The sequence below is a fragment of the Streptomyces sp. NPDC006134 genome (assembly GCF_040628835.1).
Lineage (GTDB): Bacteria > Actinomycetota > Actinomycetes > Streptomycetales > Streptomycetaceae > Streptomyces.
In genome coordinates this window covers 87,631-104,000 of sequence record NZ_JBEXTV010000004.1, presented here as the reverse complement: position 1 = coordinate 104,000, position 16,370 = coordinate 87,631, and the positions used below count along the sequence as shown (strand labels likewise).

Here is a 16,370-nt window from a genome sequence, read left to right as displayed (position 1 = left end):
TCCGGGGCCGAGAGCCATGGAAGGGACCAATCCGGTGAACAAGAAGCTCGCGGCCGCACTGTCCGGCGGTGCGGTACTGGTACTGGCGCTGACGGGATGCGGCAGCGACGACGACGGCAACGACAAGCTGGACTCCTGGGCGAAGCAGGTCTGCGACGCGGTGCAGCCGCAGGCGAAGAAGATCGAGGCCGCCAACGCCGCCATCCAGAAGGAGACCTCGGACAACAGCACGCCGGAGGAGGTCCGGGCGACCGACTCCAAGGCCTTCCAGGACATGTCGGACGCCTACAAGGCGATGGGGGCCGCGATCCGGAAGGCCGGCGCGCCGGACGTCGAGGGCGGCGAGAAGAAGCAGAAGGACGCGGTCGGGGAGCTCAACGACCTCTCCTCCGCCTACGCCTCCCTGAAGAAGCAGGTCGACGCCCTCGACACCAAGGACCAGGCGAAGTTCGCCGACGGCCTCAAGGACGTCGCCGCCGAACTGGACAAGCTGAGCAAGACCGGCAGCGACGCCCTGAAGACCCTGGAGGAGGGCGACGTCGGCAGGGCCATGGCCAAGCAGCCCAGCTGCCAGTCGGCCTCCGCGTCGGCGACGGCGACGGCCGGCTGACCGGCTGACCCGGAGGTCGGGCTCCGCGCGCGTGCCGGGCGGCTCCACGAAGTCGGCCAGGTCGCCGAACTCGGGGTGGGCTCCACGCGCGCGTGCCGGGCGGGAGGGCAATTCCATCGGTTTGGCCGACGCGGCTGTGGGCTCCACGCGCGCGTGCCGGGCGGCGGGCGAGGACGCTCCCGGCCCGACGGCGTGCGATGCCGGTGCGGACGGACACAATGGGGACGTGAGTAACGCCGGCCTTTCCCCCCTGCCCTCCTCCGACCGCCCCGACGTCGCCGCCCGGCTCCGTCAGGCGCTGCTCGGGGCCTCCTTCACCGCCGACGGCCTGCTGGAGCTGCTCGGCGCCCCGGCCTACGCGGCGCTGTCGCGCAGCGAGACCGTGCCCGCGCTCCGGGCGACCCGCGGAGACACGCCGCTGGAGCTGCTCGTACGCCTGTTCCTGCTCCAGCAGCCGGTGCCGTACGCGCGCGTGGCGGACGTCCTGCCCGTCGACGCCTGCCTGGAGAGCGGGTGGCTGGTGCGGGCCGGCGGGGACGAGGTGGCCGCCACGGTGGACGTCCGGCCGTACGGCGGGCCCGGCGGGGAGGACTGGTTCATCGTCTCCGACCTGGGCTGCGCGGTCGGCGGCGCCGGCGGCATCGGCAGCCGCGCCGAAGGCGTCGTGCTCGGCGTCGGCGGCGCCTCCACGACGCTCGCCGGCATCACCGTCCGCACGCCCGTCTCCTCCGCGCTCGACCTCGGCACCGGCTCCGGCATCCAGGCCCTGCACGCCGCCCGGCACGCCACGCGCGTGACGGCCACCGACGTCAACCCGCGCGCCCTGCACATCACCGCCCTCACCCTCGCCCTGTCCGGCGCACCGGCCGCCGACCTGCGCGAGGGCTCGCTGTTCGCGCCGGTGCCGGAGGGGGAGACGTACGACCTGATCGTGTCGAACCCACCGTTCGTGATCTCGCCCGGCGCCCGCCTCACCTACCGCGACGGCGGTATGGCCGGGGACGATCTGTGCCGCACCCTCGTCCAGGAGGCGGGGGACCGCCTGAACGAGGGCGGGTTCGCGCAGTTCCTCGCCAACTGGGAGCACGTGGAGGGGGAGGAGTGGACGGACCGGCTGCGCTCGTGGGTGCCGCGCGGCTGCGACGCGTGGATCGTGCAGCGCGAGGTGCAGGACGTCACGCAGTACGCCGAGCTGTGGCTCAGGGACGCGGGCGACCACCGCGGTGACGTGGCGGAGTACCAGGCGCGGTACGACGCGTGGCTGGACGAGTTCGAGGCGCGCAAGGTCAAGGCCGTCGGCTTCGGCTGGATCACCCTGCGCAGGACCGGGGCCGCCGAGCCCTCGGTCACCGTGGAGGAGTGGCCGCACCCGGTCGAACAGCCGCTCGGCGAGACCGTGCGCGCCCACTTCGACCGGCTCGACTACCTGCGCGCCCGCGACGACGCCGCCCTGCTCGAAGCGTCCTTCACCCTGGCCGGCGAGATCGTCCAGGAGCAGGTCGGGATGCCCGGCGCCGAGGACCCGGAACACGTCGTCCTGCGCCAGAACCGCGGCATGCGGCGGGCCACGAAGGTGGACACGGTCGCCGCCGGCTTCGCGGGCGTCTGCGACGGCACGATGAGCGCCGGCCGCATCCTCGACGCCATCGCCCAGCTGCTCGGCGAGGACCCGGTGCTGCTGCGCGACCGCACGCCCGCGCAGATCCGGCTGCTCGTGGAGCAGGGGTTCCTGGAGCCGGCCGGCTGACCGCACCCGGCGGCGACGGCGGCGACGGCGGCGACGGAGGCGACGGAGAAGAGGAGAGGAAGAGGGGAGAGGGGAGAGGGAGAGAAGGGGGGCAGCGGGAGCCTCCGGCAGGATCGCGCCGTTTCTGTCGCCTCGCTCACCTCCGGTGCGCCTCGCCCCCTCACGGCCCGCCGTCCGCCCGGCGGGAGCCCGCAGCCCCGTCGTCCCCCTGTTCACCTCGGGTTCGCCTGCCCGCCGCCCGGGCGTGTCAGCCTCCCCGCGGCTGGACACGCGCGGACGGTGGCAGAGGGGCACGGGGAACCATGGAGAGCGGGCCGGGGATCTTCGCGGGAGTGGTGTTCGCCCTGTTCGGAGCCGGACTGCTGGCGTGGACGGCGGCCTGCGCGCGACGGCGCCGGCCCGTCGCCCACGGTGTGAGCCCGATCGCATCGGCGGCCCTGGCGGGCATGGCCGGAACGGCCGCCCTCGCCCTCGGGGCATGGTGCCTGACGCGCGTCTGATCGGCGCGTTCGGGCCGTGAGGCCGCGTCGCGGCAGGTAACCGGAACGTCGCGCTACGGATACAGCCTTCGGGGCCGTCGCGCACTCCGGGCGGCAGGAATAGTGGTAGTCGGGTTACCGTTCGAGTGGCCGTTGCGGGCTTTTCCCGTTTGACACGGGGGCGGCATGTACCGTCACACTCCGCAGCGTCACCAGAGCCACGAAGCACGACCCGACCCCGGGATCCAGGCCTGGGGAGGCCCCAGCGTCGACCGGAGAGAAGAGCGAAGTTGTCCCCGACCAGCGAGACCGCGAAGGGCGGCCGCCGACTCGTCATCGTCGAGTCGCCTGCCAAGGCGAAGACGATCAAGGGCTATCTCGGCCCCGGCTACACCGTCGAGGCGAGCGTCGGGCACATTCGCGATCTTCCCAACGGTGCCGCGGAGGTGCCCGAGAAGTACACCGGCGAGGTCCGCCGCCTCGGTGTGGACGTCGAGCACGACTTCCAGCCGATCTATGTGGTCAACGCTGACAAGAAGGCCCAGGTCAAGAAGCTCAAGGACCTGCTGAAGGACTCCGACGAGCTCTTCCTCGCCACCGATGAGGACCGCGAGGGGGAGGCCATCGCCTGGCACCTCCAGGAGGTGCTCAAGCCGAAGGTCCCGGTCAAGCGGATGGTGTTCCACGAGATCACCAAGGCCGCGATCCAGGCCGCCGTGGCCAACCCGCGCCAGCTCAACCAGAAGCTGGTCGACGCCCAGGAGACCCGCCGCATCCTCGACCGCCTCTACGGCTACGAGGTCTCGCCGGTGCTGTGGAAGAAGGTCATGCCCCGGCTGTCGGCGGGCCGTGTCCAGTCCGTGGCGACCCGGCTCGTCGTCGAGCGGGAACGCGAGCGCATCGCGTTCCGCTCCGCCGAGTACTGGGACCTGACCGGCACCTTCTCGACCGGCCGCGCGGGCGACCCCTCCGACCCGTCGTCGCTGGTCGCACGGCTCCAGACCGTCGACGGCCGGCGCGTCGCGCAGGGCCGCGACTTCGACTCCCTGGGGCAGCTCAAGGCCGCGAACACCCTCCATCTCGACGAGGCGAGCGCCCGCGCGCTCGCCGCCGCCCTGGAGAACACGCAGTTCTCCGTGCGCTCCGTCGAGTCCAAGCCGTACCGCCGCTCGCCGTACGCACCGTTCCGTACGACGACGCTCCAGCAGGAGGCGAGCCGCAAGCTCGGCTTCGGCGCGAAGGCGACCATGCAGATCGCGCAGAAGCTGTACGAGAACGGCTACATCACGTACATGCGTACGGACTCCACCACCCTGAGCGACACGGCCATCGCCGCCGCCCGCGCCCAGGTCACGCAGTTGTACGGCGCCGACTACCTGCCGCCGCAGCCGCGGACGTACGCCGGCAAGGTCAAGAACGCGCAGGAGGCGCACGAGGCGATCCGCCCCTCGGGCGACCGCTTCCGCACGCCCGCCGAGACCGGGCTGACCGGCGACCAGTTCAAGCTGTACGAGCTGATCTGGAAGCGGACCGTCGCCTCCCAGATGAAGGACGCGACCGGCAACTCCGTCACGGTCAAGATCGGTGGCACGGCCGCCGACGGCCGGGACGTCGAGTTCAGCGCGTCCGGCAAGACGATCACCTTCCACGGCTTCCTCAAGGCGTACGTCGAGGGCGCCGACGACCCGAACGCGGAGCTGGACGACCGCGAGCGCCGGCTGCCGCAGGTCGCCGAGGGCGACCGGCTCGCCGCCGAGGAGATCTCGGTCGACGGCCACGCCACCAAGCCCCCGGCCCGCTACACCGAGGCGTCGCTGGTCAAGGAGCTGGAGGAGCGGGAGATCGGCCGCCCGTCGACGTACGCGTCGATCATCGGCACGATCCTCGACCGCGGCTACGTCTTCAAGAAGGGCACGGCCCTGGTGCCGTCCTTCCTCTCCTTCGCCGTGGTCAACCTCCTGGAGAAGCACTTCGGGCGGCTCGTCGACTACGACTTCACCGCCAGGATGGAGGACGATCTCGACCGCATCGCCCGCGGCGAGGCGCAGGCCGTGCCGTGGCTGAAGCGGTTCTACTTCGGCGAGGGCGCGAGCAACGGGGACGCGGCCGACGCCGGCAACGGCGACGGGGACCACCTCGGCGGCCTCAAGGACCTGGTCACCGACCTGGGCGCGATCGACGCGCGCGAGGTGTCGTCCTTCCCCGTCGGCAACGGCATCGTGCTGCGCGTCGGCCGCTACGGCCCGTACGTCGAGCGCGGCGAGAAGGACACCGAGCAGCACCAGCGGGCCGACATCCCCGCCGACCTGGCGCCGGACGAGCTGACCGTCGAGCTGGCGGAGGAGCTGCTGGCCAAGCCGAGCGGCGACCACGAGCTGGGCACCGACCCGGCGACCGGCCACACGATCGTCGCCAAGGACGGCCGCTACGGCCCGTACGTCACGGAGATCCTCCCCGAGGGCACCCCGAAGACGGGCAAGAACGCGGTCAAGCCGCGCACGGCGTCGCTGTTCAAGTCGATGTCGCCGGACACGGTGACCCTGGAGGACGCGCTCAGGCTGATGTCGCTGCCGCGGATCGTCGGCACCGACACCGACGGCCAGGAGATCACCGCGCAGAACGGCCGCTACGGCCCGTACCTGAAGAAGGGCACCGACTCGCGGTCGCTGCAGTCCGAGGACCAGATCTTCACGATCACGCTGGAGGAGGCGCAGGCGATCTACGCCCAGCCCAAGCAGCGTGGCCGCGCCGCGGCCAAGCCGCCGCTGAAGGAGCTGGGCACCGACCCGGTCAGCGGCAAGCCGGTCGTGGTCAAGGACGGCCGCTTCGGCCCGTACGTCACCGACGGCGAGACCAACGCGACCCTGCGGTCCGGCGACAGCGTCGAGACGATCACCCCGGAGCGCGGTTTCGAGCTGCTCGCCGAGAAGCGTGCCAAGAGCCCCGCCAAGAAGACGGTGAAGAAGGCCCCGGCGAAGAAGGCGACGACGGCGAAGAAGGCGACGGCGGCGAAGAAGACCGCCGCGAAGAAGACGACGGCCGCGAAGACCACCGCCGCGAAGAAGACGACGGCGAAGAAGACGACGGCGAAGAAGACGACGGCGAAGAAGACGACCGCTTCCCGGGCGGCCTCCTCGGCGGCATCTCCGGCTCCTTCGGCTTCTCCGGCTTCTCCGGCTTCTCCGGCGGCCTCCTCGGCGGCGGAGGACTGAGCCGTTCCGCTCCCGTGAGCGGGCCCCGGACGGGGTGACGTTCGCAAAACGAACGCCCCGGCATCGATTCGGTGTCGGGGCGCGCGTATGTTCGGGCGGTGGCGCCGCGGTGTCGGCGGGTCCCGATAGGCTGAACGCATGACGCGAGCCGAGCAGCCAACGGCCCCTCACCCGGACCCCGACGATGCCCTGGTCGCGGACTCCCGCGAGCGCGCCGTCCGCGCCCTGTTGCGCCGGCCGCAGCTGCGGCGGTTGTGGAGCGCGCACCTGGTGGGCGGTGTCGGAGACGCGCTCGCCCTGTTCGTGCTGGTCGTCCTCGCCGTCCAGGCGGCGATCGCCGCCGGCTCCTTCGGCGGTGGCTACCGGGGCGTGGCGTTCGCAGTGGCGACCGTTTTCGGTGTGCGCATCCTGGCGACGCTGCTCTTCGGCGCGGTCCTCCTCGGCCCGCTGACGGCGCTCACCTCGCAGGACGGTCCGCTGGACCGCCGCTGGACCATGGTCGGCGCCGACGGCCTGCGGGCCGCGCTGCTGATCATCGCGCCGCTGTGGATCGACTGGACGCCGGACGACGCCCTCGCCGTCCTGCTGGTGACCGTCTTCGTCACCGGTGTCGCCGAGCGGTTCTGGACGGTGTGCCGGGAGAGCGCGGCGCCCGCGCTGCTGCCCGCACCGCCCTCCGAGGGCGCGACGGTACGGCCGCTGCCGGACCACATGGGGGCGCTGCGCCGCCTGTCGCTGCGTACGTCCTTCGTGGCGATCCCCCTCGCGGCGGCGGCCCTCGTCGTCGCGGGCCTGCTGAACAACCTGCTGGGTGCCGGCGTCGACTGGTTCGCCGCGCACCAGGCGGCCCTCGCCTCGTACGTCGCGGCCGGGCTGTTCGCCGCCTCCCTGTCCGTGCTGTCCTTCCTGGAACTGCCCGCCACCCGCACCCCGCGCGCGCGGTCGCCGCTGGAGGGCCTGCGGCGCCCGCGGACGGCCGCGGGCGCCGACAAGGGCCGCACCGGGGCGATCCCGCTGCTGGTGCTCGCCTGCGCCGCGGTCGCCGTGGCGGTGGCCGCCGCGGTCGCCGTGGCGGTGCTGCACGCCAAGGACCTGGGCGGCGGACCGGTGCTGTACGGGCTGGCCGTGGGCGCGCTGACCGGTGGTGTCGTCGTCGGCATCCGGACGGCCCCCGCCCTGCTGCCCTCCCTGTCGCGCCGCCGGCTGCTGTCCCTGGCGATCGCCTTCGCCGGTGTCGCGCTGCTGGCTGCCGGGCTCGTGCCCGACGGTGCCACCGTGCTGCTGATCCTGGTGCTGGCCGGGGCCGGCGCGGGCGTGGCCGCCAACACCGGGCACGCCCTCCTCGACCACGAGGTCGAGGACCACCGCCGGGCGCGGACGACCGATCACCTGCACGCGGTGGTCCGCGTGTGCGTGGCGCTCGGTGCGGTGATCGCCCCCCTGGTGGCCGCGGGGATCGGGCCGCACCGCCTGGAGAACGGCAAGTTCGTCTTCGCGCACGGCGGCGCCGCGTTCACGCTGATGCTGGTCGGCGCGCTGCTGCTGCCGGTGGCCGCGCTGGTGCTCGCCAAGGGCGACGACCGCTCCGGGGTGCCGCTGCGGCACGACCTGAAGGACGCGCTGCTGGGCGGCGACGACCCGGTGCAGGCGCCCGCGCCGACCGGCTTCTTCATCGCCCTGGAGGGCGGTGACGGGGCCGGGAAGTCCACGCAGGCCGAGGCGCTCGCCGAGTGGATCCGGGCCAAGGGCCACGAGGTCGTGCTCACGCGCGAGCCGGGCGCGACGCCGGTCGGCAAGCGCCTGCGGTCGATCCTGCTGGACGTCTCCAGCGCCGGGCTGTCGCACCGCGCGGAGGCCTTGCTGTACGCGGCGGACCGCGCCGAGCACGTCGACACCGTGGTCCGGCCCGCGCTGGAGCGCGGCGCCGTGGTGATCACCGACCGCTACATCGACTCCTCCGTGGCCTACCAGGGTGCCGGCCGCGACCTGTCGCCGACCGAGATCGCCCGCATCAACCGCTGGGCGACCGACGGGCTGGTCCCGCATCTGACCGTGCTGCTGGACGTCTCCCCGGAGGCCGCCCGGGAGCGGTTCACCGAGGCGCCGGACCGGCTGGAGTCGGAGCCGGCCGAGTTCCACGCGCGCGTACGGGCCGGTTTCCTGGCGCTGGCCGCGTCCGACCCGGGGCGCTACCTCGTCGTCGACGCGGGCCAAGAGCCCGAGGCCGTCACCACCGCCGTCCGGCACCGGCTCGACCAGGTGCTGCCGCTGTCCCAGGCCGAGATCGAGGCCCGGGAGGAGGCGCGCCGCAAGGCCGAGGAGGAGGCCCGCCGCAAGGCGGAGGAAGAGGCCGCGCGCAAGGCCGAGGAGGAGCGCCTGGAGCGCGAGCGCCAGGAGCAGCTGGCGCGGCTGCGCGCCGAGGAGGAGGAGCGCAAGCGGCGCGAGCTGGAGGAGGCCCAGCGCCGCGAGGCCGAACGGCAGGCCGAGGAGGCCCGGCAGCGCGCCGAGGAAGCGCGCCGACGTGCCGAGGAGGAGCGGGCGCGACTGCTGGCGGAGGAGAAGGCCCGCGCCGAGGAGGAGGCCCGGCGCCGGGCCGAGGAGGAACGCCGCCGCAAGCAGGCCGAGGAGGAGGCCCGGCTGCGCGCCGAGGCCGAGGCGCGGCGTCTGGAGAAGCAGCGGAAGGCCGAGGAGGCGCTGCTCCGCGCCGAGCAGGCCCGCCGGGCGGCGGAGGCGGCGGCAGCAGCGGCCGCGGCGGGCCCCGGGCCGGTGGTACCGGGAGCCGGCGAGGTGCCCGCGGACGCGGCGACCGTGCCGACGCCCGTGGTGACGCCGGCGAACGCCTCCGGGGGACCGTTGGAGGAGACGGCGGTACTGCGGCCGGTGCGGGACGAGCCGGACGCGCGCGGGCAGGGGGACCCGCGCGGTCCCCAGGCTTGGCAGCACGTGCAGCACACGCGGGACGTACAGGGCGTACAGGACGTACGGGGCGCAGAGGAGGCGCGGGCCGGGTACCGGGAGCAGGACACCGCAGCGGCCTCCGGCGCACCGGGCGTACCGGACTCTCCCGTGCCGGACTCCGAGGTGACGGCCGAGCTGCCGATGCCGCCGGTGCCGCCGGGCGCGGCGGAGGAGACGGCGGTGCTGCCGCAGGTGCCGCCGGGCGCGGCGGACGACACCGCGGTGCTGCCGCAGGTGCCGCCGGGGGCCGCCGACGAGACGGCCGTCCTGCCGCCCGTACGGGGCGAGGACCCCGCCGACCGGGTGCCGCCGGGCTTCTTCCGGGACGAGCGTCCGGCCGCGCAGCCGGACGGCTCCGAGGGCCGTACGCGGGAGCTGCCCCAGGTGGACGCCGGTCAGGCGCCGCGCCGGCGGCGCTCCGACTGGGCCGAGGAGACGCCCCTGGACGACCTGCCGACGCTGGCGGACGAGCTGCTGGGGCCCCGCGAGGACGGGGACGAGGAAGGCGATGGCCGGGGAAGGGGCCGGGGCAGAGGGCGCTGAGCGGAAGGTGCGGCGGCCGTACCGGACACCGTCACCGGCCCGGACGGCACGGGCCGGGCGCTGTCCCCTCCCGGCCGGGCCGGGCACCGTCCCCCTCCCGGGCGGCCGGGCGCTGTCCCCTCCCGGGTGGCCCGGCGTTGTCAGTGGGCGGCCGCACAATGGATGACGCCGCGAAGGGCGCGCATGAGCGGCACGGACGAAGAACGCATACGAAGAACGCGTACGAAGAACGCGTACGAAGAGCGCGACGCGCAGTGTGACGGAAGGACGGCGTGACCCATGAGCGTGTGGGACGACCTCGTCGGGCAGGAGAAGGTGAGCGAGCATCTCGTCGCCGCCGCCCGGGACGCCGATGCCTTCGTCACGGCCGCCGCGACCGACACCCCCCCTCCCGAGGCGTCGAAGATGACGCACGCCTGGCTGTTCACGGGACCGCCGGGCGCGGGCCGGACGCAGGTGGCGCGGGCCTTCGCCGCCGCGCTGCAGTGCGTGAGCCCCGACCGCGCGCTCGGCGGCGTCCCCGGCTGCGGCTTCTGCGACGGCTGCCACACCGCCCTGATCGGCACCCACGCCGACGTCACCACGATCGCCGCCGTCGGCACGCAGATCCTGGCCCGCGACATGCGCGACACCGTCCGCAAGTCGTTCACCTCGCCCGCGACCGGCCGCTGGCAGATCATCCTCGTCGAGGACGCCGAGCGGCTGAACGAGCAGTCGGCCAACGCCGTCCTCAAAGCCGTGGAGGAACCCGCCCCCCGCACGGTGTGGCTGCTGTGCGCCCCCTCCCTCGAGGACGTCCTGCCCACGATCCGCTCCCGCTGCCGCCACCTGAACCTGCGGACGCCGTCGGTCGAGGCCGTCGCCGACATGCTCGTGCGCCGCGAGGGCATCGAGCCGGAGGTCGCCGCCGCCGCGGCCCGCGCCACCCAGGGCCACGTCGACCGGGCCCGCCGCCTGGCCACCGATCCGGCCGCCCGGGAGCGCCGGGCCGCCGTGCTGAGGCTGCCGCTGCGCGTCGAGGAGATCGGCGGCGCGCTGAAGGCCGCGCAGGAACTGGTCGACGCGGCGGCGGAGGACGCCAAGCAGCTCGCCGAGGAGATGGACGGCAAGGAGACCGAGGAACTGAAGGCGGCCCTCGGCGCCGCGCAGGGCGGCCGGCTGCCGCGCGGCACGGCGGGCGTGGTGAAGGACCTGGAGGACATGCAGAAGCGCCGCAGGACCCGCACGCAGCGCGACAGTCTCGACCTCGCCCTGACCGACCTCACCGGGTTCTACCGCGACGTGCTCGCCCTCCAGCTCGGCTCCCGCGTGGCGATCGCCAACGCCGACGCCGAGGACGCCCTGGAGCGCCTCGCCCGCGGCAGCACCCCGGAGGCCACCCTCCGCCGTATCGAGGCGATCGCCGCCTGCCGGCACGCCCTCGACCGCAACGTGGCCCCGCTGCTCGCGGTGGAGGCGATGACCATGGCGCTCAGAGCGGGCTGAGGCCAGGACCTCACTCACGGGCGACGCACCGCGCCGGCACCCGGCGCGGGAGCGAGGCGCGTGACGGCTCCCGGCGGCGTAACTCGTCCGGGGCGCGGCGGGCACACAGCGCGTCGGGACCGTCGCACGCCGTTACTCTCGCTGAATGCACACAAGGCGCTCTCTCCGCAGGACCCGTACCGGTGCCGCGGCCACTCTCCTCGCCGCCGCACTGCTCCTCACGGCGTGCTCCGCCGAAGGCGCGTCGAGCTCCGCAGGCCCGGCGGCCGAGGCGACGCGCGCGTCCGCCACGGCGGCCCCGGTGCTGGCCGCGCTTCCCCGCTCCGTCCCGTCCGCCCTGGTCCCGTACTACGGGCAGAAGCTGCGGTGGCGTGACTGCGGGGCCCCCGACTTCCAGTGCGCCACCCTGAAGGCGCCGCTCGACTACGCGAAGCCGTCCGAGGGCGACGTCCGCCTCGCCGTGGCCCGCAGGAAGGCCACGGGCCCGGGCAAGCGGCTCGGCTCGCTGCTGGTGAACCCGGGCGGGCCGGGCGGCTCGGCCGTCGGCTACCTCCAGCAGTATGCGGGCATCGGCTACCCGGCGGAGGTCCGCGCCCGCTACGACATGGTGGCGGTCGACCCGCGCGGCGTGGCCCGCAGCGAGCCCGTGAAGTGCCTCGACGGCCCGCAGATGGACGCGTACACGCAGACGGACGTCACCCCGGACGACGACAAGGAGACCGACGGCCTCGTCGACTCCTACAAGGGGTTCGCCGAGGGCTGCGGCGCGTCCGCGCCCAAGCTGCTGCGCCATGTGTCGACCGTCGAGGCGGCCCGGGACATGGACATCCTCCGGGCGGTGCTGGGGGACGGGAAACTGACCTATGTGGGAGCGTCGTACGGGACGCTTCTCGGGGCGACGTACGCGGGGCTGTTCCCGGACCGGGTGGGCCGGCTGGTGCTGGACGGCGCCATGGACCCGTCGCTGCCGGCCCGGCGGCTGAACCGGGAGCAGACGGCGGGCTTCGAGACGGCGTTCCAGTCGTTCGCGAAGGACTGCGTGCGGCGCAGCGACTGCCCGCTCGGCGGCCCGGGCACCACGCCCGCGCGGGCCGGGCAGAACCTCAAGGCGTTCTTCGACCGGCTCGACACCCGCCCGATCCCCGCCGGCGACTCCGCCGGCCGCAGGCTCACCGAGTCCCTGGCCACCACCGGCGTGATCACGGCGATGTACGACGAGGGTGCCTGGCAGCAGCTGCGCGAGGCCCTGACCTCGGCGATGAAACGGAACGACGGCGCCGGCCTGCTCGCCCTGTCCGACAGCTACTACGAGCGCGGCCCGGACGGCACCTACAGCAACCTGATGTCCGCCAACGCCGCCGTGAACTGCCTGGACCTCCCCGCCGCCTTCTCCTCGCCCGAGGAGGTGCGCAAGGACCTCCCCGCCTTCGAGAAGGCGTCCCCCGTCTTCGGCGAGAGCCTCGCCTGGGCGTCCCTGAGCTGCGCGTACTGGCCGGTGAAGCCCACGGGCGAGCCGCATCGCATCCAGGCGGAGGGCGCCGCCCCCATCGTCGTGGTCGGCACCACCCGCGACCCGGCGACCCCGTACCGCTGGGCCCGCTCCCTGGCCGCCCAGCTCTCCTCCGCCCGCCTGCTCACCTACGACGGCGACGGCCACACTGCCTACGGCCGCGGCAGCTCCTGCATCGACTCCACGATCAACGCCTACCTCCTGCGGGGTACGGCACCGGCGAACGGAAAGCGCTGTTCCTAGCCCTGCGCGCGGCTCCTGACCGGCCCCGGGGCCTCTGCGCTCCGGGGCCGGTACGAAGCACTCCGGGAAACTGTGTAGACTTACCGTCGTTGCTGATCGCACCATGGTGCGGACAGCGCGCCGCTTTAGCTCAGATGGCCAGAGCAACGCACTCGTAATGCGTAGGTCTCGGGTTCGAATCCCGAAAGCGGCTCTGGACAAGGCCAGGTCACATCATCCGTGACCTGGCCTTTTGCCGTGCCGAGGGCGTGGTGTGTCCCGCCCGGCGGCCAGGGCGTGCGAAGCCGGTGGCCGCCGGGCGGGAGGTGTCCGCGCCGCGGGCCGCGATGCCGCCGGTGGCGCCTCCGGCCTCGGTGAGAGCCTCGCCGGGGCGCCGGCCACCCGCGTCCACCCGACGCGGCGGCGCAACGTCCGCACCGGCAGGGTGCTGCCCCTGCCGGCCGTCTACGGTCCCGAGGGGCGGCACGGCGGAGAGGGCCCCGAGATCACCCACGACGCGCTGCTGCACTTTGCCGCCGAGGGCCGCGAGCGCCGCAGCTCCTTCCGCTTCGTCCTCCCCGAGCCGGTGCGGCGGAAGGTCCTGGAGCACCGGGCCGGCCGATCACCCGGCACGCCCCGGAACCCGGTGGTGGACGGCGACAGCCGTGGAGGCCGCTCGGCGGTGTTCGGGCCGGACTTGTCGGTCTCACGGTGTTGTCTCACCTTTCCGTCCAACCGCGCGCCTCCTCCATGGAACGGCACCGTGAACGGCTAGCATCGCGCGAGCGCGGCCTCCGGCCGGAAACACGCCGGTGGATGTGCCGGTGGATGTGCCGGGAGAGGCACCGACGGAGGTGCCGTGGCGCGCCGGGAGAGGTGCCGGGGCGCCCGGAAGAGGTGCCGGGAAACGTGTCGGGAGAGGTGAGGACATGGGGTCGCCGAGGATCGCCGTGGCCGTGGTGACCATGGGCAACCGGCCCGCCGAAGTGGACGCCCTGCTGGAGTCCGTGGCCAAGCAGGACGTGCCGCCCGCGCGGATCGTGATCGTCGGCAACGGCTGCCCGCTGCCCGAGTTCACCCGGCGGCTGTCGCTGCCCGGCGAGGTCACCACCGTCGAGACCGGCGAGAACCTCGGCTGCCCCGGCGGGCGGAACGTGGCCCTGGCGCGGCTGCGGGAGTACGGCGACGTCGACGTGGTCGTGGAACTGGACGACGACGGACTGCTCGTCGACGCCGATGTGCTCCGCCGCGTGGGGGAACTGTTCGCCGCCGACGACCGGCTCGGCATCGTCGGCTTCCGGATCGCCGACGAGCACGGGGAGACGCAGCAGCGGCACGTGCCCAGGGTGGGGGCGTCCGATCCGATGCGGGGCGGATACGTGACCGGGTTCCTCGGCGGCGGGCACGCGCTGCGGATGGCGATGCTCGACGAGGTCGGCGACTGGCCCGCCGAGTTCTTCTTCGCGCACGAGGAGACCGACCTCGCCTGGCGCGCGGCCGATGCCGGGTGGCGCATCCTGTACGCGCCCGAGCTGCTGCTCCGGCATCCGAAGACCTCGCCCGCGCGGCACGCCGTCTACTTCCGGGTCAACGCCCGCAACCGGGTGTGGCTGGCCCGCCGCCGGCTCCCGCTGCCGCTCATTCCGGTGCACCTGGGCGTGTGGCTGCTGCTGACCCTCGTACGGAACCGGTCGGGCGCCGGACTGCGCGCCTGGTTCGGCGGGTTCGCGGAAGGCGTCCGGGAGCCCGCGGGGGAGCGCCGGCCCATGCGGTGGCGGACGGTGTGGCGGCTCACCCGGCTGGGACGGCCACCCGTCATCTGATGCTCAAGGGATCGGGGCTCGGGGATCGGGGCTCGGGGGCTCAAGGACCCGGGCCCAGGGACCTGTCCCGCGCGACCGGCGCGGGCTGATCACTTGGCGTCCGCGTAACACTCCACCACCGCCGTCGTGAACGGGAACCGCACCGGAGTGTCCCCGAACGTCAGCCGCCCGGCGAGGTCCGCCGCCTCCCGTATCGCCGCCACCACCGCGTCCGCCTCCTCCTCCGGACAGTGCACGATCACCTCGTCGTGCTGGAAGAAGACCAGCTCGGCCGAGAGATCCGCGCACGCGCGCCGCAGCGCGGCGAGCAGCAGCAGGGCCCAGTCGGCGGCGCTGCCCTGGACGACGAAGTTCCGGGCGAACCGGCCGCGGGCACGGGCGTCGGTGGAGGCGTAGCCCGGCACCCACGCCCGGTCGTCGGACTCCGCCTCGGCGAGGGGGATGCCGGCCTCCCCGGCGTCGTCGTCCTCCGCCCGGGCCGCCGGCGGGCAGGTCCGCCCCAGCCAGGTCCGCACCAGGCGCCCCTCCTCGCCGGCGCGGGCGGCCTCGTCGACGTACGCGACCGCCTTCGGGAAGCGGCGTCTGAGCGCGGCGAGGTTCTTCAGGCCGTCACCGGAGGTCTGGCCGTAGACCGCGCCGAGCACGGCGAGCTTGGCCTGGGCGCGGTCGCCGGAGAAGGCCCGGTCGGACACCGCCTGGTACAGGTCGCCCTCCCGGCCGGCCACCTCCATCAGCCCCGGATCGCGGGAGATCGCCGCCAGCACGCGCGGTTCCATCTGGTCGGCGTCGGCGACCACCAGCCGCCGGCCCGGGTCGGCGACGACGGCCCGCCGGATCACCTTGGGGATCTGCAGCGCGCCCCCGCCGTTGGTCACCCAGCGTCCGGTGACCGTCCCGCCGGCCAGGAACTCGGGCCGGAACCGCCCGTCGCGCACCCAGTCCTGCAGCCAGGACCAGCCGTGCGCCACCCAGATCCGGTAGAGCCTCTTGTACTCCAGCAGCGGTTTCACGGCCGGGTGGTCGACGGACTCGATCTCCCACCGCCGGGTCGACCGCACCTTGATCCCGGCCTGCGCGAACGCTCTGACCACGTCGGCGGGCAGATCGGGCCGCACCCGGCGCCCGAAGGCGGCGGACACCTCCTCCGCCAGCTCGGCCAGCCGGCGCGGCTCGCCCCCGCCCGCGTAGCGCTCGCCGAGCAGGCCGTGCAGCACCTCGCGGTGCACGTCGGCCCGCCACGGCAGGCCCGCGCGGTTCATCTCGGCGGCCACCAGCATCCCCGCCGACTCGGCCGCCGTCAGCAGCCGCATCCGGTCGGGGTGCGCGGTGCGGTCGTGCCGCCGCTGCTGCTCGGCGTAGACGGCGGTCAGGTCGCTCAGCGGCAGGTGGACGGCCTGTGGTTCGAAGAGCGGGGACTGCGCGCCGGGCTCGGCGGACCGCTGGGGCGGATCGGGCGGTACGGGGCCGCCGCGCAGCCGGGCCAGGGCGGCGGCGGCCGACCGGGGTTCGCCGTAGCGGCCCTCGTGGCCGAGCAGGAGCGTCTCGGCGTCCTCGATGTCGTAGCACCGCTCCACCCGCACCCCCGCGGCGAGCAGACGCGGGTAGACCTCGGCGGTGGACCGCCACACCCACCGTGTGACACCCGGCCGGCCGCGCACGGCCCCGGCGAGGTCCGCCTCGCGCCGCACCGGTCCGGCGGGCAGCCCGTCCGGGCCGAGGGGCGCGACCTCCACACCGCCGCCCTCGGCCACGGCGAGCGCCCACCGACCGGCCATGCTGCG

The 16,370-nt window shown here is 74.2% G+C and carries 10 protein-coding genes and 1 tRNA gene; 10 read left to right on the top strand and 1 reads right to left on the bottom strand.

Annotated features, from left to right (window positions below; translation table 11 throughout):
* Positions 1-16 precede the first annotated feature (16 nt).
* The 10 genes from ABZ340_RS04040 (at position 17) to ABZ340_RS03995 (ending at position 14,589) form a co-directional block, all read left to right on the top strand.
* Positions 17-610, top strand: a complete 594-nt coding sequence (locus ABZ340_RS04040) for a small secreted protein (protein ID WP_358780161.1) — start codon at positions 17-19, stop codon at positions 608-610.
* Positions 611-836: 226 nt separating this feature from the next.
* Positions 837-2,357 (top strand): class I SAM-dependent methyltransferase, encoded by a 1,521-nt coding sequence (locus ABZ340_RS04035; protein WP_358780160.1) that lies wholly within the window; start codon positions 837-839, stop codon positions 2,355-2,357.
* Between the two features lie 302 nt (positions 2,358-2,659).
* On the top strand, positions 2,660-2,857 hold the full coding sequence (locus tag ABZ340_RS04030) for a hypothetical protein (RefSeq protein ID WP_358780159.1): 198 nt from the start codon (positions 2,660-2,662) through the stop codon (positions 2,855-2,857).
* A gap of 269 nt (positions 2,858-3,126) precedes the next feature.
* Positions 3,127-6,048, top strand: coding sequence for a type I DNA topoisomerase (gene topA / locus ABZ340_RS04025; RefSeq protein WP_358780158.1), 2,922 nt, complete (start codon positions 3,127-3,129; stop codon positions 6,046-6,048).
* 138 nt (positions 6,049-6,186) lie between these two features.
* The gene (gene tmk, locus ABZ340_RS04020) at positions 6,187-9,549 is read left to right on the top strand and encodes a dTMP kinase (RefSeq protein ID WP_358780157.1); all 3,363 of its coding nucleotides are present in this window, start codon (positions 6,187-6,189) and stop codon (positions 9,547-9,549) included.
* 279 nt (positions 9,550-9,828) lie between these two features.
* On the top strand, positions 9,829-11,034 hold the full coding sequence (locus ABZ340_RS04015; RefSeq protein ID WP_358780156.1) for a DNA polymerase III subunit delta': 1,206 nt from the start codon (positions 9,829-9,831) through the stop codon (positions 11,032-11,034).
* A 145-nt stretch (positions 11,035-11,179) separates the two neighbouring features.
* The gene (locus ABZ340_RS04010; protein WP_358780155.1) at positions 11,180-12,787 is read left to right on the top strand and encodes an alpha/beta hydrolase; all 1,608 of its coding nucleotides are present in this window, start codon (positions 11,180-11,182) and stop codon (positions 12,785-12,787) included.
* A 119-nt stretch (positions 12,788-12,906) separates the two neighbouring features.
* Positions 12,907-12,980: transfer RNA gene (locus tag ABZ340_RS04005), tRNA-Thr, on the top strand.
* Positions 12,981-13,040: 60 nt separating this feature from the next.
* The gene (locus ABZ340_RS04000; protein ID WP_358780154.1) at positions 13,041-13,541 is read left to right on the top strand and encodes a hypothetical protein; all 501 of its coding nucleotides are present in this window, start codon (positions 13,041-13,043) and stop codon (positions 13,539-13,541) included.
* 154 nt (positions 13,542-13,695) lie between these two features.
* Positions 13,696-14,589 (top strand): glycosyltransferase, encoded by an 894-nt coding sequence (locus tag ABZ340_RS03995; RefSeq protein WP_358780153.1) that lies wholly within the window; start codon positions 13,696-13,698, stop codon positions 14,587-14,589.
* An 89-nt stretch (positions 14,590-14,678) separates the two neighbouring features.
* Here the strand turns inward: ABZ340_RS03995 and ABZ340_RS03990 are convergent, their stop codons facing one another.
* Complete coding sequence (locus tag ABZ340_RS03990; RefSeq protein WP_358780152.1) at positions 14,679-16,364, bottom strand: bifunctional 3'-5' exonuclease/DNA polymerase; 1,686 nt, start codon at positions 16,362-16,364, stop codon at positions 14,679-14,681.
* Between the last annotated feature and the right edge of the window lie 6 nt (positions 16,365-16,370).